The organism is Barnesiella intestinihominis YIT 11860, assembly GCF_000296465.1.
GTDB classification, from domain to species: domain Bacteria; phylum Bacteroidota; class Bacteroidia; order Bacteroidales; family Barnesiellaceae; genus Barnesiella; species Barnesiella intestinihominis.
In genome coordinates, this window is record NZ_JH815204.1 from 21,568 (window position 1) to 44,075 (window position 22,508).

The window sequence follows — 22,508 nt, forward strand, 5'->3', positions numbered from 1 at the left end:
CATAACAATCAAAACAAAACTGATATGAAAAAACTAATCCCAATTCTTTTTGTCGTAGCGGTATTAGCTGCATGCCAAAAAGAGCCCAGCCTTTCCAAGCTGGATGATGATTATGTGGTGTTTACCGATTATGATAAATCGGCCGACTTCGGCAAATATCTCACCTATTATATGCCGGATAGTGTCTTACTCATTACGAATAATGAAAAAGCGACCTATTGGACAAATGAAGATGCCGATTATATTCTCGAAACATTTGCCGATAATATGGCTGCTCGGGGATTCACATTGGTCGATTCGAAAGAAGATGCCGATTTAGGGTTACAGGTAAGCTATATTGAAGACGTACGTTATTTCGTCGATTATCCCAATGACTATTGGTGGTGGGGATATCCCGGATATTGGGGACCCGGATATTGGGGATCATATTGGAACAGTTGGTATTATCCCTATCCCGTAGTATATAGTTATAGTGTGAATTCATTTTTGGCCGAGTTAGTTGACTTAACGAATAAAAACAGTAGCAATCGACGGCTAACGATTCTTTGGGATTCCTATATGGCCGGATTGAAGAGCGGCTCTCCTAGATTAAATAGAAATTTAATAATCCAAGCGATAGACCAGTCGTTTGTTCAGTCTCCTTACTTGACGAATAAATAACGGGCTACCCCATTTTATATATTAATAAAAAGAAAACGAATTATGAAAACTATTAAACACATATCGTTATGGGTGGTAGTCGCTACTTGTATGGTAGCCGTGTCGACCCGGGGAAACGCACAAGCCGTTTCGAGTACTTATTTTAATGTCGATTGGCAGTTTAACGCTCCTGTTGGGAACAGTTATGCCGATAAAGCCAGTGGATGGGGTATGAATTTTGAAGGTGGTTATTATGTAATGCCTAAAATGGCTATTGGAGCTTTTATTTCTTATCATACGAATAATAAATATATAGACAGGCAGACTTTGATGTTAAAGAGCAATTCGGCTCTTACGACCGACCAGCAACATTCGTTGTTTCAGCTACCCTTTGGTCTGTTGGCAAAATATCGCTTTACGACCGACGGAATTTTAGAACCTTATGCAACGGTGAAATTGGGCGCCAATTATAGTCGCATGTCTTCTTATTTGCAGGCTTGGGAGATTTATGATGACACATGGGGTTTTACCGTGTCTCCCGAAATCGGTGTAAGTATTTTCCCGAATCCGAGTGTCCGTTATGGTTTCCACGTAGCTTTGTATTATAATTATGCTACTAATAAGAGTAAAGTATTGACCTATGATATCGATGGTCGCAACAATATAGGGTTCCGTTTAGGGGTCTCTTTCTAAAAAGGTTAGTCTCGGTATAAAGGGGGAATAAATGTATATTCATACACTTTATTCCCCCTTTTTTGTTAAATAAAGAGAGGGGAGTTGTGCCGTAGTGCTTTATATATTATTTTTGTCTCGATTATCAATAATATTCATACATTATGTATCATCGTTTGAGAGTAGGATTATTAGTCGTTTTCTGTTTATCTATCGGAAATTTATTCGGGCTTTTTGCCCAACATTCGACAGATTACTATTCTTTGTCGATGGTCGGAAATGCCGGAAACGGGATTTTTGCACCGTATTATTTGTCTGCCAATAAGCATGGGTTGGTAACACACAGTAAAAGCGGATATTTGCGAGCCTCGGTTTTTAAAGGCTTGGAGATGAACAAACGGTTTTCCTATGAGTTCGGTATCGATTTGGTTGGATTGATGTCTTCTACATCTCCGGTATCCTATTATTCAGACGGAAACCTGAAAACGTATAATCCGGGCGTGTCGTCTTTCCTCATACAACAAGCCTATATAGGCATGAAATACCGCATGATTTTTATATCGGCAGGTTGTCGGGAGCTTACCGATGAAGTAGTAAATTTCGAGTTGAGTTCCGGCGGGTTGGTCTGGTCGGGTAATGCACGGCCTATACCCCAAGTTAGAGCCGGATTTATCGATTTTGTAGATATTCCGTTTACGAAGGGCTGGGTACAGATTAAGGGTGAGCTCGCGTATGGAAAGTTTATGGACAACGATTTTTTAAGGGACCATTACAATTATTATAATCAGTATATTACGACCGATGCTTTATATCACCATAAATCTATTTCGTTTCGTTCCAATCCCGACAAACCCTTTGTCGTAACGATCGGAGCCGAACTGGCAGCACAGTTCGGAGGCACAAAACGGTATTATAAAGAGGGCGTTTTGATAGATTCTCTCACGATGAAAAGTCCGACCCGCTTGAAAGATTTTTTTAAAATCTTGTTTCCGTCGTCTGGTGATGGTCAGTCCAATAAAGGTGATCAGGCCTACTACTATGGAAACCATGTGGGACAATGGAATTTATCGGCGGAATACAGGTTCAAAAACAATTCTTCTGTAAGAGGTTACTTCGAATGGTATTACGACGATGCATCGGGAATGGGGAAGTTCAATGGTTGGGACGGTCTATGGGGGCTTGAATATAAGAGCGGTAAGAAAAACTGGCTGTCGAATGTCGTTTTAGAATATTTGGATATGACCAATCAAAGTGGGCCTCTGAATTGGTGTCCGAGTGATTATAATGATCCTAAATTGGATATAGAAGCCACAGGAGCCGATGATTACTACAATAACTATTTCTATAACGGTTGGGCGCATTACGGCCTTTCCAATGGTACGGCAATGGCTAAATCCTTGTTGTACAATACAGATGGTTATATGAGATACAAGCATAACAGAATACGAGGAGTCCATTTAGGAGCGTCGGGTTATATTGCTCCTGAATGGAAATATAAAATATTAGCGTCGTATCGAACCTCTTGGGGAACGACTTTTCTCCCGTTAGCCGATACCCAACACGATATGTCGGGGCTGATAGAATGTGTTTATTCTCCGATAAAACTTTCGGGGTGGTCGTTTTCCGTTTCTTTGGCCGGAGATTGGGGCGAGTTGTATGGAGATAAATGGGGTGTTGCTATCGGTATCAGGAAAAGTGGAATTTTAACAATTGGAAAATGAAGAACAAGATGATGATTCGCCGTATTTTAATAGGATTGTTTTTGGGGATTGTTGTCACCTCTTGTACCCATAATGATGGGTATATAGGTCCTCTTTTCGGGAAATGGCAATTGATTGAGATGTGGGAGAATGGTACAATGACCCCACATGATAGCCTTTACTATAATTTTCAGAGTAGTGTCATAAAGTTACAATTGGTTCATCGGGGAGGAATAGAAAATACAACAGAAAATTATTTCGGGAGTTATGTTCGTGAAAATGACATACTGAAATTTAAAATAATGGAACCCTCTTGGTTTGAATTTAAACCTGATTTATCTGTTTTCAAGTTGGAAATGGACAAAGAATATACTTTTTACATCGAGAAACTTACCTCTTCCAAAATGATTTTGACCCGGGGTGAAGATGAACGCTTTGTTTTCCGAAAGTTCTGAATTTACAGATATCGGATTTCCCGATTTTCAGAATCCTCCGAGATTTGCTTGGGATATAATTTAATGAATCCCGACCGGGGATCGAATAAGTCTTCTAATTTTTTAGCGCTGTTTCCTGAGAATAAAATGCCGTTGAGGTCAGAAGTTAGTCTGGCCGAAAACCTTTTGGGGGCGTAAAGTATTGCACCTGTCAGTTTATGTTTATAGAGCCAGATGAAACAAGTGTTAGGATTTACTCCGCGAGTTAAGTACCCTAAAATAGTTCCGACGGGAATTTCACTGCGTACCGACGAATCCAATTTAACGATTCGGTGTGTAAAGATTTCGGAAAATCGAATGTCTTTAAACCGTTCGATAGCGACTCTTTCTCCATTTTCTGTCAGGAGCCAAATACCTTCCCAACTGTCGATTGGAGCTGTATCGAAATAATGTTTGGCACTTTCTTCGGTATAATTTTCAAGAATGAAACTACGATAAGGAGGCTTACTTTCATAACGCCCTTCTTCATCTTTTATCGATGAGGAACAGAGTATACCGATGCATAGTAAAACTATGAGTTTGATTCTCATTAGAATTTATAGTTGAATCCGAAACTTAGTAATTCTTTCAGTTGGAAATGTCCGAAGTCTTTGTTCAGTGCGCGAGCATCGTCATATCGCAGATGAACAAACAAACGAGTAGAGAAGAAACGGTTGAGGATAAAGTCGAATGTATTTTCCATATCCCCTTGTACATGATCATAGTTGGTGAAATAAAACAGCCTGCAACTCCAAACCATGTTGTGATAGAATTCCCATTTGATGCGCCCTTCGAAGGAGGAACCGTATTGATTCATGCTTTTTCCCGATTTGATTCCAAAGCTGGCCGCATCCATGTCGTCGTTAACGATGAATTGCAAGTTGTAGGAAAGCGGAGAGAGCGATATTGATGTCTCGAAATGTTTTTTATCGTTTTTATATTGATAAGACATACCTAAACCCAAATTCAACTCGGCAGGAGATAGAAATGCAGCCACCTTGTTGTTGGAATTAGTGGCATAACTAGTGAAAAATTGTGTCTTGAAATTCATGGTAGCAGTGTAGTACCATTTGTTGTAGGCTTTAAGACCGAATTTCGAGTTTATCTGGAATAAATCTTCACTGATTTTTACAGAATGCAATGTGTCTTCCGGGGCACTGTTGATGTTCAATCTCCATTGTACTAAATTCTCGAATAAGATGCGTTGCTCTTTGGGATCGTTATATTTGATAGAGAATTGTTGATCGCTTAGCAGATTGACATTGCTCGTCCCTCCTTGATACCAATTCTCCGAAACATAGACTTGGGAAAATTGTATGGACGATTGGAAATTGATTATCCATCGTTTTAGTTTGATTTTTTCTTTTCCCACGTCATTTTTTATAATCAGCGGCTTTTCTTTGATAGAGAGAATATGTTTGGCCGGATCGTTTTCGATCACGTATTGTTTAGGCACTTCCGGTAGATTGTCTGTATTGTAATGTATAAGTTTCGGGTAATTGACGATTACATAGTTCTGTGCTAGATTTCGGGTCTTTTCGGCTTGAATCTCGTCTTGTAACCATTTATCGTCCACCGAAAGAGACTTTGGTTTGAATGGGCATTTTTCGGCCGAGGGTAAATGTTGAAAAGGAGTAGACATCTGTTTTTCGAACACGATAGGTAAGAAAAGTGGGTTGACAGGTATTTCGCCCGACCCTTGCATAGCTCTTATGCTGTCGGCATATTCGAGCATACGCAACATTTTGATAACCGGTAAAATCTGTTCGGTTGAGTCTGTTTCCAATAATGAAAGTAAATTCTTGTCGGCCTCTTGCTGGCGAGCGATCGAGTCGGTATCGGTAACCTGTATGGTTATAGAATCTGATGGCATGGCCATTGTTATACTGTCAGATACGATTTCGTTCGTTATACTATCGTTCTGTTCTATGACAGTCGTTGCGAATACTCCGGTTACAGAAAGAAGACTTATGAGAATAGCTGTAATTCGTGAGTTCATAAGAGTATATGTTTGTATTTTTTAAGATAGTGCAACAAGTAGAGAGTAGAAATAGGTTTATTCGATTATGGCAAGGCGTAGCCTATTTTCGCATCTGTTTGCAAAGATAGTGCCAATGAGGGCAAAAGCAAGCTTGCTTGACTTTGCCGAATGCAGCCTATTTTCGCATCTGTTTGCAAAGATAATGATTATTTGATACAAATTGTTTACCGATAGTCTTTCTTTTGGGTAAAAATTGTAAAGTGTTTCTATCTGTTATGGGCTTTTCTCTTCATAGCAAATGAAAAGTGATAATTCTGTTGAATGTTGCGATAGATTGTGGATTATTTTTCCTAATTTTGCGCCTTGTAAATGTAACACATAAACCATATTTTATCGTGGAGACTAAGTATATATTCGTTACGGGGGGGGTAACCTCGTCGTTGGGTAAAGGTATTATTTCGGCTTCGTTGGCTCGATTGCTTTTGGCAAGAGGTTATAGAGTAACTATCCAAAAGTTCGATCCTTACATCAATATAGATCCCGGAACATTGAACCCTTATGAACATGGAGAATGTTATGTGACGGTCGATGGACACGAAGCCGACCTTGACTTGGGTCACTACGAGCGATTCACCAATACTCCTACGACTCGCGCCAATAATATTACAACAGGGCGTATTTATCAAAATGTAATAGATAAAGAACGACGGGGCGATTATTTGGGAAAGACGGTGCAGATTATTCCGCATATTACAGATGAAATTAAACGTAACATTAAACTTTTAGGATCGAAGAACCAGTTCGATTTCGTAATCACGGAGATTGGGGGAACGGTCGGGGATATCGAATCTTTGCCCTATCTCGAAAGCGTACGTCAGTTGCGTTGGGAAATGGGGAAAAATTGTGTATGTATTCATTTGACCTATGTACCTTATATTGCTGCCGCTAAGGAATTGAAAACCAAACCGACCCAACATTCGGTAAAACAATTGCAGGAGGTAGGTATCCAACCCGATATATTGGTATTGCGTACCGAGTATGAGCTATCTCTTGCTTTACGTAAGAAGGTGGCATTGTTTTGCAATGTAGATCCTGCGGCAGTGATTCAGTCGATAGATGTTCCGTCTATATACGAAGTCCCTTTGAAAATGCATCAACAGCATTTAGATGAAATCGTATTGACGAAAACCGGTTTACCCATAAACGGAGAACCTCATTTGGAGCCGTGGTTGAATTTCTTGCATCGCATGAAAAATGCGACTAAGACCGTACGTATCGGATTGGTCGGCAAATATGTAGAACTTCCCGATGCCTATAAATCTATCAATGAATCGTTGTTTCAGGCGGCGACCTATAACGATCGCAAACTCGATTTGCAATATATTCATTCCGAGAAATTAAATAGCGGAAATGTGGACGCTATGCTTTCTTCTTTAGATGGCGTGTTGATCGCTCCGGGATTTGGGCAGAGAGGTATCGAAGGAAAATTCATCGCTTTGAAATATGCTCGTGAACACGATATTCCGACATTTGGCGTATGTTTGGGCATGCAATGCATGGTGATCGAGTATGCCCGTGATGTGTTGGGATATACCGATGCTAACTCTACCGAAATGGACGTGACGACCAAGCATAATGTAATAGATTTGATGGAGGAGCAGAAGAGCATAACCAATATGGGTGGGACGATGCGTTTAGGCGCTTATGATTGTATATTGGCCGAAGACTCTATTGCTGCTAAGGCTTATGGAACGACTCATATTCGCGAACGGCATCGCCATCGTTTCGAATTTAACAATGAGTATCGTAAAGCTTTTGAAGATGCTGGAATGCGTTGCGTGGGCGAGAATCCCGAAACACATTTGGTCGAAGTTGTCGAGGTCCCGTCTTTGCGTTGGTATGTGGGAGTACAATATCACCCCGAGTACAATAGTACGGTTCTTAATCCGAATCCCCTTTTCGTTGACTTTATTAAAGCAGCGATTTCAAAAAAATAATTTAGTAATCTCAAAATTGAAGAATGGATAAAAACACGATTTTAGGTCTTGTATTGATGGTCGTAGTTGTGCTGCTTTTCTCTTGGTGGATGCAGCCTACACCCGAACAATTGGAGGCACAGCGTCGGTATAACGATTCGATTGCCGCTGTGGAAGCGGAACGTATGGCCGAGGCCGCTTTGGCAGAAACACCCGTTTCGACCGATACCGTTTCGGGAGAAGTTGCCGATTCATTAAAAAATGCAGGTTTGATAGCGCGTTTCGGCGAGTTCGCTCCTTGTGCCGAAGGTTCGGAAGAATTTACTACTTTGTCCAATAATAAGGTGACATTGAAGTTTTCTAATAAAGGAGGTCGTCTTTATGAGGCTGTTTTGAATGATTACATGGCCTATGATTCCACGAATGTGACTCTGTTTACCGGAGACGAAAACGATTATGGATTCATTATTCGTACGAATGCGCGCGTGATCGATACACGCGATTTATATTTTACTCCCGAAATCGATGGTAATGCTGTAAATATGACATTGCAGCTTGCCAATGGAAGTCAGATGGGCATTCGATATTCTTTGCCGGAAGACAGCTATATGTTGAAAATGGATATCTGGCAGAAAGATATGGATCGGGTAATTCCGTCGAGCGCTGTTTATTGGGATTTTATTTGGGACCAGAAAATGCGCCGTCAAGAACAAGGACGTATGTTTGAGGAGAGAAATAGTGCCTTGTATTATAAATTTGCAGGAGACGATGTAGAGCATTTGAGCGAGTCGGGTAACGATGAAGAGAAAGCGACTACGAGCCTCAAATGGATTGGGTTTAAAAACCAGTTTTTCTCTACTGCTTTTATTGCCGATGGAAAATTTAACGACGGAATTTTTACCTCTCGGTCTTTGGAAGAAGATAGATATTTGAAACAGTTTCATGCCGAGAGTACGATAGATTATGATTCGAAAGAGCCGCAGGTTGCCGGATTCAATATTTTTCTCGGACCGAATTCTTATCCGTTATTGTCCTCTTATGACGACGATCTTTCGGGAGACCAGACACTCGATTTGGATAAGCTTGTTCCACTGGGATATAAGTTTTTCCGTTGGATAAATACACTCATCGTTATACCGGTATTCACCTTCTTGGGTAAATTTTTCAGCAATTATGGCGTTATCATTTTGTTGTTGACGATATTTATAAAGCTCGTTTTATTCCCCTTCACGTATAAATCTTATAAGTCGCAGGCTCGTATGCGGGTTTTAGCCCCTCAAATTAAGGAGATTAATGATAAGTATCCGGGGCAGGATAAAGCGATGGAGCGTCAGCGTTTGACAATGGATCTGTACAGCAAGGCGGGAGTGAATCCTATGGGCGGGTGTTTGCCGTTACTTTTACAAATGCCTATTCTTATTGCGATGTTCACCTTCTTCCCGTCTTCTATCGAGCTTCGGGGTGAATCGTTCTTGTGGGCGAAAGATTTGTCGACCTATGATGCGATCGTAAGTTGGGACACTTATATACCGTTGATAACGCCCTATTTTGGTAATCACATCAGCCTTTTCTGTTTGTTGATGACTATTACCAACTTGATATACACCAAAATCAATATGCAGAATACCGCCGGGCAACAACAGATGCCGGGTATGAAGTTCATGATGTATCTAATGCCCGTCATGTTCTTGGTATTCTTCAATAATTATTCGGCCGGGTTGAGTTATTATTATTTCTTGTCGTTGTTGATTACGATTATTCAAACCTATGTATTCCGTAAATGTATCAACGAGGAGAAGGTTCTTGCCGAGTTGAAAGAGAATCAAAAGAAACCTCGCAAGAAGAGTGGTTTCATGGCTCGGTTGGAAGAAGCGCAACGCCAGCAGCAGGCTGCGTTGAGAGAACAACAGAAGCAACGAAACAAACAACAGCGTCGTCGATAAATAACGAAGGGGAGCATTGCTCCCCTTCGTTATTTATGATAGTTTCGGATTTTTTCCTGTTTTATTTTACAGGAAAGATACCAAAAACAGATTTAGTCGATAACACGTTCGGGTATAAGAAAAGAGATTATCCCACTCGTTGGGATAATCTCTTTTCTATATGGTAATCTATTTGCCGGTTAGTTATTTTCGGGGCGTAATTTTCGAACGGTCACACCGGCTTGCCACATCTCGCTTTCTCGCAACTCTTTCAACTCTTTGTTCAATCCATCGCGATATCCTTCTTTACTGTTCGTGTCGATAGAACGTTGAGCTTCGTTCCCTTTGGCTACCTCTTCATACAGTTCTTCGAATACGGGTTTGGTAGCATCGCGAAACTTTTTCCACCAGTCGAGAGCTCCTCGCTGGGCTGTTGTCGAGCAGTTGGCATACATCCAGTCCATACCGTTTTCGGCGACAAGAGGCATCAGTGATTGGGTAAGTTCTTCGACCGTTTCGTTGAATGCTTCCGAAGGGCTGTGTCCGTGTGCGCGCAGTGTGTCGTATTGTGCGGCGAAAATGCCTTGAATGGCCCCCATGAGAGTTCCCCGTTCTCCGGTAAGGTCGGAATAAACCTCGCGTTTGAAAGTAGTTTCAAAAAGGTATCCCGAACCGACTCCGATACCGAGAGCTATAACTTTCTCTTTGGCGTGCCCGGTCGCATCTTGGAAAATAGCATAGCTCGAATTGAGTCCCCGACCTTGCAAGAACATGCGCCGTAAACTGGTTCCCGAACCTTTGGGCGCAACCAGTACTACATCGACATCGGTAGGAGGAACGATACCCGTGCGCTCTTTGTAGGTGATGGCGAATCCATGAGAAAAATAGAGCGTTTTACCGGCGGTAAGATGTTTTTTCACTTTGGGCCATACCTCTATTTGAGCTGCATCGGAAAGAAGGTACTCGATAATTGTTCCACGCTGGCAAGCCTCTTCGATTTCGAAAAGCGTTTCGCCGGGAACCCAGCCGTCGGCCACCGCTTTATCCCATGTCTTCGAGCCTTTTCTTTGTCCGACGATGACATTGAATCCGTTGTCCCGCAAGTTCATACTTTGTCCGGGGCCTTGCACGCCGTATCCGATAACGGCGATGGTTTCGTCTTTGAGGATTTCCCTTGCCTTTTCCAATGGAAATTCTTCCCGGGTGACTACATTTTCGTCAACACCGCCAAAATTCATGATTGCCATTTTCTTTTTTGTTTAGAGGTTAATTAAATTGGTTTTATCTGTTTTCAAATATGATTCTTCCTTTGCAGTACACGGTTTGGTCGTCCCGTATTTCTAAGGTAAAATGATCCGGTGCTTCTTCCTCTTTCAGCAGTTGCAGGGTAGAACCGTATCGAGCTTCGTTGGCATAGCTTATCTCGAATCGTCGGATACGTTGTTTGTCATACCGTTCGAAAGGGAAAAGGTCGAGTTCGTGCTCGATGTATTTCACACTGTTGACGTGTCGGTTCAAATCTATATCGTTATAAGTCACAGGATAGATTACTGCATTTTCGTCATGTACATCGCGTACTCTCGATTGCTTTTCGATGGGACATGCTTTGTCCGATATGTTCTCGGCGATATATTCGAATTGACTTATATCTACCGATGTGCGACTATCCAAATCGATAACGACCCAAATCGTGCGGGCATATCCGCAGGGAGAGCCGTCCTCTCCCAGTATGGCGAAGTTTCTCGATGAAAAATGCTTGTTATACCCTTCGATCCATGTTTGTAAAGTATAATGCTCGTTGATGAGCGGATAACGGTACATTTCGACGGTGAGCCGGGAAAGTACCCATACTTGCCGGTTTTTGATGAGCGTACTATATCCCACGCCCCACGATTCGGCATGTAACGTAGCCACTTCGAGTATTCGTTTGGCGAGCAGGGTGAGCGGCAACTCCTGTTGACCGTTTCCTTCGGCCGGCTCTACGGTATAAGTTTTGGAGTAGACCGGTTCTGTTTGTCGTTTGGATTGTTCTTCTTTTTCTTTCATAGTTGGTTTTGTCGGTATTGTTGTTCTTGTAGGAATATGCTTACGTGCTCGACGGTTGATTTGGTTATGGCGACACGTCCCGACCGGACGAATTGCATAACGTCGTATCGACTCAGTTCTTCGAACAGAGATTGAGTTTCGTCGGGGTGGCCCGATTTCTCGATGACGGTATATGTGCGGTTTACTTCCAAAATGCGGGCATTGTGTTTGCGAATCAAATCTTCGATGCTCCTGTCGTCCAATAGTTTGTCGGTAGGAACCTTGTAAAGTGCGACCTCTTGAAAAATGATTTCGTCGTCGGTATAAAAGAAGGCGCGTAATACGTCTATTCGTTTTTCTATCTGCTTGACCAGTTTTTCCATCGTTTCGCGGTCGCTGTATGTCGTGATGGTAAATTTGTGTACACCTTCGATAGCTGATCCCGATACCGACAGGCTTTCGATATTGAGCTGTCGGCGTGTAAAGATAATCGAAATCTGATTCAGCAATCCTACTTGGTTTTCAGAATAAACGGTTACGGTATATAATGTCTGTTGAGTCATATCGGTCTTAATATTTTTCAGTGGCGTTGAGCATGATATGGGTTACACAGCTCCCGGCGGGAGTCATCGGGAATACCATGCAATCCGGGTCTATTTGTACATCGAGCAGGTAAGCTCCGCGGTGGTCGAGCATACGTCGTATGGCAGAGTCGAGTTCTTCGCGGGTGGCGACCCTTTCGCCGGCTATGCCGTAAGCTGCCGCCACGCCCGTAAAATCGGGATTCAGCATTGGGGTTTCGGAGTAGCGATGGTCGAAGAACAGGTCTTGCCATTGTTTTACCATACCCAAGAAATTATTATTGAGAATAATGATCTTCACATCGATACCATATTGCATGATTGTACCCAATTCTTCGATTGTCATTTGCAGTCCTCCGTCTCCGGTAAAAAAGCAGACCGTGCGGTCGGGATTGCCTATCTTGGCTCCGATAGCGGCGGGAAGGCCGAACCCCATAGTGCCCAATCCGCCGGAGGTAACGATACTACGGGATCTTTTGAACCGGTAATATCGGGCCGATAGCATTTGGTTTTGTCCCACGTCGGTCACGAGAATACTGTCGTTGCCCGTGGCTTCGGATACCTTTCGGGCGACCTCTCCCATATTCATCAATGGTTTCCGGGGGTGTATCTCCGGTTCTATGACCTTTTCTTTTTCCACCTTTTCACACACCGAGAAAGATTCTATCCATTCGGAGTGTTCGGCGGGAGCGATTTTTTCATTCAGCTTTTGCAATACGGCACGGGCATCTCCCAGTACCGATACATCGCATTTCACGTTTTTGTTGAATTCCGACGGGTCGATGTCTATATGAATTACTTTGGCTTGTCGGGCATATTGTTTCAAGTCGCCCGTTACTCGGTCGTCGAACCGCATGCCGATGGCGATGAGCAGGTCGCATTCGTTGGTCTTGATGTTGGCGGCTATGCTGCCATGCATGCCTAACATGCCTTTGTATAGGGGGTGGTCGGTCGGTATTGCCGATAATCCCAACAGAGTGCAACCTACCGGTATATCGGCTTTTTCGGCCAGTTCCGACAATTCCTTTTCAGCATGGGAGATAACTACCCCCTGACCGGCGAGTATGAACGGCTTGCGAGACTGGTTGATAAGCCGGGCGGCTTCCTCTATTTCGACGGGTTGTATGTTGGGATAAGGGTTGTAGCTGCGAATGAATTGACAGGGGTTGTAGTCGAATTCGGTCATTCCCGCTTGGGCATCTTTGGCAATGTCGAGAACCACGGGACCCGGACGGCCGTTCCCGGCGATATAAAAAGCTCTTGCTACCGCCCAAGCTATTTCTTCGCTGTGACGTATCTGGTAACTCCATTTGGTCACCGGCTGGGTGATTCCTACGACATCGGTTTCCTGAAAAGCGTCCGAGCCCAATAGGGGAGAGGCGACCTGCCCGGTGATGACGATGAGCGGCGTGCTGTCCATCATGGCATCCGAGAGCCCCGTGATGATATTGGTGGCGGCGGGACCCGAGGTGACCATGACGACTCCGGTCTTCCCCGATACTCGTGCGTACCCTTGTGCGGCATGTGTAGCTCCTTGTTCGTGTCTCACGAGGATATGTTTCAATTTGTCTCGATAATCGTAGAGAACATCGAATACGGGCATGATGGCTCCTCCCGGATATCCGAATATATACTCTGTCTTTTCTGCGATGAGCGATTTGATGAGCGCTTCCGCTCCGCTTATTTTCTCTGTTGCCATAGTCGTTTTGTACAATTGGGACTCTGTTTCTTAGATAATTCGTACAGCACCTTTGTCGGCCGAGCTTACTAAGGCAGCATAGGCTTGCAAGGCTTTCGATATGTTTCGTGTTCTGTGTCGAGGGGTGAATGCCTCTTTTCCCCGGGTATTTTCTTCTGCTCTGCGACGTTCCATTTCTGTTTCTTCGATAAGCAGGTTGATGCTGCGGTTGGGAATGTCTATTTCGATGAGGTCGCCGTTCCGCACTAATCCTATGTTTCCGCCGGCAGCTGCTTCGGGCGAGATATGTCCGATGGAAAGTCCCGATGTCCCTCCTGAGAAACGCCCGTCTGTAATGAGGGCACAGGCTTTGCCGAGGTGTTTCGATTTGATATACGAGGTAGGGTAGAGCATCTCTTGCATGCCGGGGCCTCCTTTGGGTCCTTCGTAGATGATGACGACCACGTCTCCGCTCTTCACTTTCCCGCCGAGTATGCCTTCGCAAGCCTCTTCTTGCGATTCGAATACTTTGGCTCTTCCTTTGAAGCGGAAAATGTTTTCGTCCACTCCGGCTGTTTTAACGATACAGCCGTCTTGGGCGATATTACCGAAAAGTACGGCCAGTCCACCGTCTTTGACATAAGCGTGTTCGAAATCGCGAATACACCCTTTCGAACGGTCGGTATCGAGCTTGTCGTAATAGTTTTCCTGAGAGCCCATCACGAGGTTGAACCGGTTGCCCGGTGCGCTTTTCCAAAGCCTTTCCGCTTCGGGGGGACATGTTCCGTTTCGTATCGCATACAGTTCGATGGCTTCGGTTAAGGACAGTCGATCTACTCGACGGACAGATGTGTCTATCAGCCCCTCTTTTTCGAGTATGGCGAGAATCGAGAGAATACCTCCCGCACGGTTCACGTCTTGTATGTGATAGTGCGAATTGGGTGCTACTTTACAAAGCACCGGCGACTTGCGGGACAGGGTGTCTATGTCTTGTATCGTAAAGTCTACTCCGGCCTCTTGGGCTATGGCGAGCAGGTGCAATACCGTGTTGGTAGAGCCCCCCATGGCAATATCGAGAGTCATCGCATTGAGGAATGCCGCGCGAGTAGCGATGTTACGGGGCAATACGCTTTCATCGCCGTCTTGGTAATAAGCCCGGCAGTTCTCCACGATTTGTCGGGCAGCTTGTATGAATAATTGTTCCCTGTTGCGGTGGGTCGCTACGACAGTACCGTTTCCGGGAAGAGCTAGACCGATGGCTTCGTTGAGGCAGTTCATGGAGTTGGCGGTAAACATGCCCGAGCAGGAACCGCAGGTAGGGCATGCGGCATGTTCTACTCGGCGTACTTGTTCGTCGCTTATGGTTTCGTCGGCCGATTCGACCATGGCATCGATTAAATCGAGTCCTTTCCCATCGAGCTGCCCCGCTTCCATAGGACCTCCCGATACGAAGATGGTAGGAATGTTGAGCCGCATGGCCGCCATGAGCATGCCCGGTGTGATTTTATCGCAATTACTGATACAGATCATGGCATCGGCCTTGTGTGCATTGACCATATATTCGACGCTGTCGGCGATGAGGTCGCGGGAGGGAAGGGAATAAAGCATGCCGTCATGTCCCATAGCTATGCCGTCGTCGATAGCGATCGTGTTGAATTCGGCGGCAAAGCATCCTAATTTCTCGATTTCTTTTTTTACCGTTTGCCCTATTTCATGCAGATGTACATGGCCGGGAACGAATTGGGTGAACGAATTGACGATTGCGATGATGGGGTTTCCCATCTCCGTTTCTTTCATGCCGTTGGCTCTCCATAGAGCTCTCGCTCCTGCCATTCTCCTTCCGCCAGTGCTCGTCGCACTCCGCAATTGATGTTTCATAATCTGTACTCATTAAAAGAAAAACCTTTCCGCAGTGTGGAAAGGTTTTTACAATTACTCTAATTTAACATTCTATGAGAAGTAACTACATACGCCTTTCCACCTTACCGACTCACGACAAGAAGCTCGCTAATGACCGATAGAGAAATGACGTGTAGTAACATAATTATCACATAAATATTGTTTATGATGTTGCAAATGTATAACTATTTTGTGATATAAACAAATAATTTGAAAGAAAATATGTACTTGCTATTTTAAATTGCTTGTATTCGCAGAGTTCATTGTAATAAATGAAAGTAAAAAACATCGTATAACTGTGTGATTGAAACCCGGTTAATTTTTGTCTTCTTGCTTCTGCCTAAGGAATGGCTGGAATTGAAAAAAATAAAGTGTATATTTGCAAGGTTTTATCCATCGAGAAAAATCAAGTTATCGGAGAAGCGTTGAAAATTCGTCGAGTTATAAAGGCAAGTTTAGGAGCGATCGTCGGTATTGTTCTGGTTGCGTGTAGTCCTACCCGCCATGTCCCGGACGGTAGCTATTTGCTCGACCATGTAAAGATAGAGACCGATGATAAGTCGGTGAAACCTTCCGATTTGAAATCCTATTTGCGTCAGGAGCCTAATCACCGTATGTTCGGGTTGTTCCGCTTTACGCTCGGGCTATATAATTTGTCGGGAAACGATTCGACCAAATGGTATAACCGTTGGGTAAGGAATGCCGGCACACCCCCGATAATTTACGACCCGGTTTTGATAGAAAATTCTCGTATGCAAATGGAGAAGGCCATGAATAATAAGGGGTACATGGCTGCTCGGGTCGATGTCGATACGGTTTCGAAAGGTAAACGTATGGACGTGTTCTATCGAGTCTCGGCAAATACGCCGCATTACATAGACGATATAGACTATCGTATTTCAAACGATACGATTTCCCGGCTTGTCGAGCGGCAATATGCCTCTCATTCGCTTTTGAAGAAAGGATCGAATTTCGATAGAAATGTGTTGGACGAGGAAAGGCAACGTATTTCCGATATGTTGCGGCGCGATGGCTTTTATGCTTTTAATAAAGAACTGATTACCTATACGGCAGATACCGCCGACCGTTCGAAAGCAGTCGATCTCACTATGAATCTCGTTCCTGAGTCTGTTGCCAATGCTTCGGGGTATCGTCCGTACGAACGGTATTATATGAGGAAAATCTATTTTGTGTTGTCTTATGACCCGACGGCGACCGACCAAATCGATGTTGCCAATGCCGGTACATATAAGAATTATTATTTCGTGGAAGGCGATCGCCCTTATATTCGACGGGAAACATTGGTGGAGAATTGTTTCATTCGTCCGGGGTTGTTGTTCAGTAGTCGAGATGTGGACAATACCTATACGGCATTCGGGAGATTGCGTATTGTCAAATATGTCAATATTCGCTTCGAGCCGGCCGGTCGGAACGACGAAGGTGTAAATCAATTGGATTGTTATATCTTGCTCAGCAAGGATAAGCCGCAGTCTGTCTCGCTCGAATTGGAAGGTACTAATTCCGAGGGCGATTTAGGTTTTGCCGTGGGAGCTACTTATCAACATCGTAATATCTTCAAGGGTTCCGAAACTTTTTCGGCTAAGGTGCGCGGTGCTTATGAAAGTTTGTCGGGCGATTTGAGCGGACTCATCAATGACCGATATACCGAGTTGGGAGGGGAGATAGGAGTTACTTATCCCAAATTTCTTTTCCCGTTTTTGCGTACCGATTTTCGGCGGCGTATGAAGGCCAGCACCGAATATAGTATAAACCTTAATTTCCAGCAACGTCCCGAGTATACGCGAGTCATTTGGGGAGCAGCTTGGAAATATAAGTGGACGACCAACCGGGGATTCTACCGTCACAACTACGACCTGTTGGATATAAATTATGTCTATTTGCCCCGTAAGACCGACGGATTTCTCGAAAACATAGCCCCCGATAATCCGCTTTTACGATACAGTTACGAGGATCACTTCATCATGCGTATGGGATATACCTTTTATTGCTCCAATCTCAATCCCTCCAATCCGGTGCAGCGTCGCACCAATGTCTATACGTTGAGGGCTGCGGGAGAAATAGCGGGCAACGTGCTCAATGCCTTTTCCAAACTTACCTCGAAAGAGCCCGATGGGGGATACAAGATTTTTGGTATTCGATATTCCCAGTATGCTAAATTCGATTTCGATTATAGTTTTACCCATTTAATTGACGAGCGAAACTCTATTGCTTTTCATGTAGGCGGAGGAATAGGCATACCCTATGGGAATTCCGATATTTTACCTTTTGAGAAACGCTACTATTCGGGTGGAGCCAACAGTGTGCGGGGGTGGTCGGTAAGAACGCTCGGTCCCGGTAGTTATAACGGCAATAATTCTGTATCCGAATTTATCAATCAGTGTGGAGATATACGCCTCGATATAAATCTTGAATATCGTACCAAACTATTTTGGAAAGTAGAGTTGGGGGCTTTTATCGATGCCGGTAATATTTGGACGATCCGTGATTACGAATCGCAGCCCGGCGGTCAGTTCCGACTGGATTCGTTTTATAAGGAAATCGCGTTGGCCTATGGATTGGGAATCCGTCTGGATTTCAGCTATTTCTTACTTCGCTTCGACATGGGAATGAAAGCCTATAATCCGGCGGCCGGACAAGACCATTGGGCAATCGCTTCGCAAAACTTCAAAAGAGATTCTGCGTTTCATTTCACGGTGGGGTATCCTTTCTGATACTTCTATTTTATATGAGGTCTACAAAAAATAGGATACATATATTTGGAATATCCCGAAATATCCCTAACTTTGCAGCACTTTTTCATAAAAGGTCGGTTGAGTAGCTCAGCTGGATAGAGCAACAGCCTTCTAAGCTGTGGGTCTTGGGTTCGAATCCCAACTCAATCACTCGAAAGGGAAGCAAAAAATTTGCTTCCCTTTCGTTTTTATACGACTTTATTAATTCTCTTCCCATCTACTAAAATTTCATATTCCTCCCTTGCCGTGCCCCGTGGCATTACAGGACACGGCAAGGGAGAAGGCTACAACTCACCCTCCTCCCCTATATTTTGCGTTGCAAAAACACAGGGGAGAAGGTTAGAATGTTTTGTTTTGTTGTATAAAAACCTCGTTAGACTGTAACGAAATAAGAAATGTGTCTCCCTCTTCTGCGCATGTATGTACGATAGGGTAGATGTACGAAGGGCGGAGAGGTTGGAAAATGCCGGCAGTGGAGTTAAGTCTCGTCCTCCTTTTGTTTATCATAAATGAGGTGGAGTGTACCACAGGACGAGAGAGAAATAAAACATACAAAAACTACTCCTGCTTAGCAACAAGTCGAGACGGGCTTGAAATAGAAATAAGATTCTTTTTGAAGGCGAATTTTGTAGGGGGATTTAGGCTTAATTCACTGAAAAGGAAAAGCTTTATGGGTTTATATAGTGGAGCTATATTCAGCAATCGTTGCTGTCGAAACTTTCGACTTTCACCCGTTTGCGCGATTTGAATACCAGCATATCCGCTACGAAATAGTTGAACAATCCCGAAATAAGCAGGGCGGCAAGATTACAATAGATAACGTCCCAGCCGAATATCTTTTGGAAAATGAGTAGAAAAAACATTTTCATTAAGAAGCCGGCTCCCGATGAAAGATTGAACATGAGAAAACGAATACAGAAATCAGACGTCGAACGACGGCCGATTCTACTTTTCCATATCCAAAAATAAGAACATAGGAAATTGCTCAATACGGCAAATTCAAAACTGATGATAGGTGAAAGGACATATACCTCCCAATAGCTGCTGAATATAAAAGTCGAGCATATCCACAGTATCAAGGTATCGACACCCGTGCCCAATAGCCGACTGACTACGAATTGTAGGTAAATACGCAGCTTTAACACCGTATCTTTATTATTATTTTTTAGGGGAATAGGGTTTCAATGGATCTTGTTTGGACAAAACGCGACGGTCGGTGATGAATTGAACCAACCATGCCACGAACAAGAAGCAGGCAATGAACAATCCGGCTACATCGAATATGCCCAATGTTTGCCCTTCGATGGTCCACTTTATTTCCGAGAGGGAAGTATACATAAACACCGTGTTGATGAGAATAACGATCAATCGGAATTCAGTTGGCCCGAGGCTGCCGTAAGTGAGCAGGAACTTACCGCTTAGGATTGTCGAGATATACGTATAAATCGAAAGAACCAAATAGCCCACTAATACCAGCATCGCTACATCGAGCCTAAACATGGGCGAAAGACCGGCTCCGATACACATGATACAAATGGTGACGGCATCGAGCGTATGGTCGATAAAAAATCCATAAACGGGTCTTTGTGCATTCCTTACTCTGGCAAGAGTGCCGTCGAGGCTGTCGCCATACCAGTTAATTACCAACCCGAGAGAAGAAATCCACAGGTAGTTTTTATCTATATGAGCCAATACGAATCCCACTGCGCATACGAGAGCTCCTACTACGCCGGTGTATGTGAGGAAGTCCGAAGTAACCCATGCCGGTTGTCGTTGAGCCAGCCAAACCAAAACTTTTTTCTCTGCTGCATTGAGCACGGAAGTCTGTATTCTTTCAGATGTTTCTTTTCCCATTTCCTAATTTTTGTACAAAAGTACAGATTATTTAGCAAACCGAGTAAAAAAAGTGTATTAAATTATTCATGTTTTTGAAAGATTCGGGTATTCTGCGGAGAGCAAGGCGGGTAACTAAAACAAGTTCTTGGGTTCTGTTTTTATCCCATGAAGTTGTCGTCATGCCATCGACCGGTGTCATATCGACCGTCCGGGTAGTACATGGTTCCATAGCCTTCTTTACAGCCATTGACGAAATCACCTTCGTATCGGTTCCCGTTTTTGTAGAAGAATACACCCTTTCCGGTACATTGCCCGTTTACGAAGTCTCCTTCGTATCGCTCTCCGTCAGTCCATATATAGATTCCTTTTCCATGACTTATCCCTTCTACGAAATCGCCGTAGTAACAGTCCCCGCCTTTGTGAATGAAAACACCTTTTCCGGTACGTTTTCCTTCGATAAAATCTCCTTCATAGCGATCTCCGTCGGCCCAGAAAAAGAAACCTCTTCCAGAGGGTAAGCCGTCGACAAAGTCTCCTCTGTAATATTCTCCGTCTCTCTGGGTATAGACCCCTTTCCCGGTCTGTTTCCCGTGATCGTAATCTCCTTCGTAGCAACAGCCGTCCGACCATGTAAAAACGCCTTTCCCATGTTGTTCCCCGTTTACGAAATCACCTTCGTAGCGTTCTCCGTTTGCCCACGTGTAGATACCGCGACCTTCGAATTTGCCGTTTGCAAATTGGCCTTCGTATCGGTTTCCGTTTGGCCAAGTATACATACCGGATCCCTCGAACTTTTCATTGACGAAATCTCCTTCATATCGTTGTCCTTCCGGGAATGTCATTATACCTTTGCCTTGTATTTTTCCGTCTTGAAACTCTCCTTCGTATATAATCCCGTAGAGGTCGGTAAGTGTGCCCCAACTGGGTTTACCATCTTTGAGAACTCCTTTGAATGTACCGTCCGGGAGGCTGATACCCTCTCTCGGTGTTTCGCTGTAATAAGTCATGGTATTCTTTTATTATGATATCTTCAATCGTGTATTCGAGATAACGATATGCGAATATAGGAAAATATAGTCGATTTTCCAAACTAATAAATGTGTAAATAGGAATTTTTATTATGATATAAAAGATTCTATTTTAAATGTTTGGTGTTAAAAATTTTATAACTTTGAAGAAAGAATAAGAGTCAAATGAAACGAAAGAAAAATTTTATTTCGATTGGTTGTGTTTTATGGTCTGTTGCTGTTTTGGCAATCGTTATGTTATTGGTCTATTTTTTCCAATTTGGAGGTAATCTTTCAAATGACCATCGTCGATGGGGTGAATTTGGTAGTTATTTTGCGTCTGTAACGGGCTTATTAGCTTTTTTGGGAGTAATATATACATCTTATAAAACAGATAACAGGGTAGGTGAATCAGAAGAACGTAATCAAATGAGAGATGATAGAGATATGTTTTTTAGAATGTTGGATTTATATAGGCAGAATAGAGATACATTTAAATTAAACTATATATCGTTTTTATCTGATTATGAACATTTTATTGGCTTGAAGGGCTTTAAGAAGTGCGTACAACTCATGGAAAAAAACGTTTGTACTGATATTATCTTAGATGTGTTTTTACATAAGTTAAAAGTATGTGATTTTGAAAAATTTGATGTTTTAGTTAAATCGATTTTTAGTCAAGTCAATACGTATAGAGATTTTAAAGTGGATAATAATGGAGATCCAGAGGAAAATAGGGAAATAGTAAGGAGGTGTTTAGACACTTATAAGAATGCAATTACTTTTTCTATTGAAGGGAATTTAACAATTGAACAATATCAGCAAGTGCTATTATATACAACAAAGGAAGAGCAATATAAAGCAGTAAGAAGGGCTATGGATTTAGTTTATGAAAGCAATAAATCTGGTTTGGGTGCTTATCTGAGGACTATTTATTATTTGCTTAATTTGATTCGTTCTTTTGATGAGAGAGAAACATTAGTAAAGATTTTTAGAGCTCAATTGTCAAGGGAGGAACTAGTTTTATTATTCTTTAATGCAGTCAGTTCAAAATCGAATAGAGATGTTATACATCTTATGGTGGATAATGATATGTTTAACAATTTGAATTTAGAAGATTTATATTTTGTTTCGGGATCAACAAAAGACGAAAAGATAAAAAATATATTTAGTCTCTTTGATGAGGAACAGATTTAATAGTTAATTTATAATAATGGAAAGTATTTGAAAATATTTAATAGATTTATAATGAATGTATTGTGTTCGGTTTTAACCGCAGGGCTATTTATGCCGATAACTTTTTGTTATGAATGGTAAAAAAGAATGATAATCAAAATCAGGTTTCGCTTGTTATATTTGTAACGGA

Annotated in this window: 18 protein-coding genes and 1 tRNA gene; 9 read left to right on the forward strand and 10 right to left on the reverse strand. The window is 43.0% G+C overall.

Annotated elements, in window-relative coordinates:
• Positions 1–24: 24 nt before the first annotated feature.
• The 4 genes from HMPREF9448_RS04860 (at position 25) to HMPREF9448_RS04875 (ending at position 3,466) form a co-directional block, all read left to right on the forward strand.
• Complete coding sequence (locus HMPREF9448_RS04860) at positions 25–660, forward strand: DUF4136 domain-containing protein (protein WP_008861482.1); 636 nt, start codon at positions 25–27, stop codon at positions 658–660.
• Between the two features lie 42 nt (positions 661–702).
• Positions 703–1,332: an outer membrane beta-barrel protein gene (locus tag HMPREF9448_RS04865; protein ID WP_008861483.1), complete on the forward strand. Its 630-nt coding sequence runs from the start codon at positions 703–705 to the stop codon at positions 1,330–1,332.
• Positions 1,333–1,475: 143 nt separating this feature from the next.
• Positions 1,476–3,032 carry a capsule assembly Wzi family protein gene (locus HMPREF9448_RS04870; protein ID WP_008861484.1) on the forward strand — a complete coding sequence of 519 codons (1,557 nt, stop codon included), beginning with the start codon at positions 1,476–1,478 and terminating at the stop codon, positions 3,030–3,032.
• A complete protein-coding gene (locus HMPREF9448_RS04875; protein WP_040295986.1) occupies positions 3,029–3,466 on the forward strand; it encodes a lipocalin-like domain-containing protein in 438 nt (145 codons plus the stop codon). Before HMPREF9448_RS04870 ends, HMPREF9448_RS04875 begins: the two co-directional genes overlap by 4 nt.
• Before the next feature lie 2 nt (positions 3,467–3,468).
• Here the strand turns inward: HMPREF9448_RS04875 and HMPREF9448_RS04880 are convergent, their stop codons facing one another.
• Together HMPREF9448_RS04880 and HMPREF9448_RS04885 are read right to left on the reverse strand one after the other, a co-directional pair.
• Complete coding sequence (locus HMPREF9448_RS04880) at positions 3,469–4,035, reverse strand: hypothetical protein (RefSeq protein ID WP_008861486.1); 567 nt, start codon at positions 4,033–4,035, stop codon at positions 3,469–3,471.
• Complete coding sequence (locus HMPREF9448_RS04885; protein ID WP_008861487.1) at positions 4,035–5,483, reverse strand: DUF3078 domain-containing protein; 1,449 nt, start codon at positions 5,481–5,483, stop codon at positions 4,035–4,037. The genes HMPREF9448_RS04880 and HMPREF9448_RS04885 overlap by 1 nt, the downstream gene beginning before the upstream one ends.
• A 374-nt stretch (positions 5,484–5,857) precedes the next feature.
• Here HMPREF9448_RS04885 and HMPREF9448_RS04890 point away from each other — a divergent pair, with 374 nt between their 5' ends.
• Positions 5,858–7,462 (forward strand): CTP synthase, encoded by a 1,605-nt coding sequence (locus tag HMPREF9448_RS04890; RefSeq protein WP_040296059.1) that lies wholly within the window; start codon positions 5,858–5,860, stop codon positions 7,460–7,462.
• A gap of 23 nt (positions 7,463–7,485) precedes the next feature.
• On the forward strand, positions 7,486–9,384 hold the full coding sequence (gene yidC / locus HMPREF9448_RS04895) for a membrane protein insertase YidC (RefSeq protein WP_008861489.1): 1,899 nt from the start codon (positions 7,486–7,488) through the stop codon (positions 9,382–9,384).
• 179 nt (positions 9,385–9,563) lie between these two features.
• Here yidC and ilvC read toward each other — a convergent pair whose 3' ends face one another.
• Genes ilvC through ilvD form a run of 5 tightly spaced genes read right to left on the reverse strand, consistent with a single transcriptional unit; the run spans position 9,564 to position 15,525 of the window.
• Positions 9,564–10,610, reverse strand: coding sequence for a ketol-acid reductoisomerase (gene ilvC, locus HMPREF9448_RS04900; RefSeq protein WP_008861490.1), 1,047 nt, complete (start codon positions 10,608–10,610; stop codon positions 9,564–9,566).
• A gap of 34 nt (positions 10,611–10,644) precedes the next feature.
• The gene (locus HMPREF9448_RS04905; RefSeq protein WP_008861491.1) at positions 10,645–11,409 is read right to left on the reverse strand and encodes an acyl-[acyl-carrier-protein] thioesterase; all 765 of its coding nucleotides are present in this window, start codon (positions 11,407–11,409) and stop codon (positions 10,645–10,647) included.
• A complete protein-coding gene (ilvN, locus tag HMPREF9448_RS04910; RefSeq protein ID WP_008861492.1) occupies positions 11,406–11,951 on the reverse strand; it encodes an acetolactate synthase small subunit in 546 nt (181 codons plus the stop codon). Before ilvN ends, HMPREF9448_RS04905 begins: the two co-directional genes overlap by 4 nt.
• 7 nt (positions 11,952–11,958) lie before the next feature.
• Positions 11,959–13,668, reverse strand: a complete 1,710-nt coding sequence (gene ilvB / locus HMPREF9448_RS04915; protein ID WP_008861493.1) for a biosynthetic-type acetolactate synthase large subunit — start codon at positions 13,666–13,668, stop codon at positions 11,959–11,961.
• A gap of 30 nt (positions 13,669–13,698) precedes the next feature.
• On the reverse strand, positions 13,699–15,525 hold the full coding sequence (gene ilvD, locus HMPREF9448_RS04920; RefSeq protein WP_008861494.1) for a dihydroxy-acid dehydratase: 1,827 nt from the start codon (positions 15,523–15,525) through the stop codon (positions 13,699–13,701).
• Between the two features lie 368 nt (positions 15,526–15,893).
• On the opposite strand from ilvD, the gene tamL reads away from it, so the two are divergent.
• Both tamL and HMPREF9448_RS04930 read left to right on the forward strand, forming a co-directional pair.
• Positions 15,894–18,278, forward strand: coding sequence for a translocation and assembly module lipoprotein TamL (gene tamL / locus HMPREF9448_RS04925; RefSeq protein ID WP_008861495.1), 2,385 nt, complete (start codon positions 15,894–15,896; stop codon positions 18,276–18,278).
• A gap of 97 nt (positions 18,279–18,375) precedes the next feature.
• Positions 18,376–18,449, forward strand: a tRNA-Arg gene (locus HMPREF9448_RS04930).
• A gap of 545 nt (positions 18,450–18,994) precedes the next feature.
• Here the strand turns inward: HMPREF9448_RS04930 and HMPREF9448_RS04935 are convergent.
• From HMPREF9448_RS04935 to HMPREF9448_RS04945, 3 genes are all read right to left on the reverse strand, one after another.
• Complete coding sequence (locus tag HMPREF9448_RS04935; protein ID WP_008861496.1) at positions 18,995–19,444, reverse strand: GtrA family protein; 450 nt, start codon at positions 19,442–19,444, stop codon at positions 18,995–18,997.
• 13 nt (positions 19,445–19,457) lie between these two features.
• Positions 19,458–20,153, reverse strand: a complete 696-nt coding sequence (locus HMPREF9448_RS04940) for a CDP-alcohol phosphatidyltransferase family protein (RefSeq protein WP_008861497.1) — start codon at positions 20,151–20,153, stop codon at positions 19,458–19,460.
• A gap of 140 nt (positions 20,154–20,293) precedes the next feature.
• Complete coding sequence (locus tag HMPREF9448_RS04945) at positions 20,294–21,142, reverse strand: MORN repeat-containing protein (RefSeq protein ID WP_008861498.1); 849 nt, start codon at positions 21,140–21,142, stop codon at positions 20,294–20,296.
• Positions 21,143–21,328: 186 nt separating this feature from the next.
• On the opposite strand from HMPREF9448_RS04945, the gene HMPREF9448_RS04950 reads away from it, so the two are divergent.
• A complete protein-coding gene (locus HMPREF9448_RS04950; RefSeq protein ID WP_008861499.1) occupies positions 21,329–22,339 on the forward strand; it encodes a putative phage abortive infection protein in 1,011 nt (336 codons plus the stop codon).
• Positions 22,340–22,508 lie beyond the last annotated feature (169 nt).

Excerpts from the sequence above, each read along its gene's own strand:
- HMPREF9448_RS04860 (WP_008861482.1), top strand. The coding sequence starts at position 25 with ATGAAAAAACTAATCCCAATTCTTTTTGTCGTAGCGGTATTAGCTGCA.
- HMPREF9448_RS04865 (WP_008861483.1), top strand. The coding sequence starts at position 703 with ATGAAAACTATTAAACACATATCGTTATGGGTGGTAGTCGCTACTTGT.
- HMPREF9448_RS04870 (WP_008861484.1), top strand. The coding sequence starts at position 1,476 with ATGTATCATCGTTTGAGAGTAGGATTATTAGTCGTTTTCTGTTTATCT.
- HMPREF9448_RS04875 (WP_040295986.1), top strand. The coding sequence starts at position 3,029 with ATGAAGAACAAGATGATGATTCGCCGTATTTTAATAGGATTGTTTTTG.
- HMPREF9448_RS04880 (WP_008861486.1), bottom strand. The coding sequence starts at position 4,035 with ATGAGAATCAAACTCATAGTTTTACTATGCATCGGTATACTCTGTTCC.
- HMPREF9448_RS04885 (WP_008861487.1), bottom strand. The coding sequence starts at position 5,483 with ATGAACTCACGAATTACAGCTATTCTCATAAGTCTTCTTTCTGTAACC.
- yidC (WP_008861489.1), top strand. The coding sequence starts at position 7,486 with ATGGATAAAAACACGATTTTAGGTCTTGTATTGATGGTCGTAGTTGTG.
- ilvC (WP_008861490.1), bottom strand. The coding sequence starts at position 10,610 with ATGGCAATCATGAATTTTGGCGGTGTTGACGAAAATGTAGTCACCCGG.
- HMPREF9448_RS04905 (WP_008861491.1), bottom strand. The coding sequence starts at position 11,409 with ATGAAAGAAAAAGAAGAACAATCCAAACGACAAACAGAACCGGTCTAC.
- ilvN (WP_008861492.1), bottom strand. The coding sequence starts at position 11,951 with ATGACTCAACAGACATTATATACCGTAACCGTTTATTCTGAAAACCAA.
- ilvB (WP_008861493.1), bottom strand. The coding sequence starts at position 13,668 with ATGGCAACAGAGAAAATAAGCGGAGCGGAAGCGCTCATCAAATCGCTC.
- ilvD (WP_008861494.1), bottom strand. The coding sequence starts at position 15,525 with ATGAAACATCAATTGCGGAGTGCGACGAGCACTGGCGGAAGGAGAATG.
- tamL (WP_008861495.1), top strand. The coding sequence starts at position 15,894 with ATGGCTGGAATTGAAAAAAATAAAGTGTATATTTGCAAGGTTTTATCC.
- HMPREF9448_RS04940 (WP_008861497.1), bottom strand. The coding sequence starts at position 20,153 with ATGGGAAAAGAAACATCTGAAAGAATACAGACTTCCGTGCTCAATGCA.
- HMPREF9448_RS04945 (WP_008861498.1), bottom strand. The coding sequence starts at position 21,142 with ATGACTTATTACAGCGAAACACCGAGAGAGGGTATCAGCCTCCCGGAC.
- HMPREF9448_RS04950 (WP_008861499.1), top strand. The coding sequence starts at position 21,329 with ATGAAACGAAAGAAAAATTTTATTTCGATTGGTTGTGTTTTATGGTCT.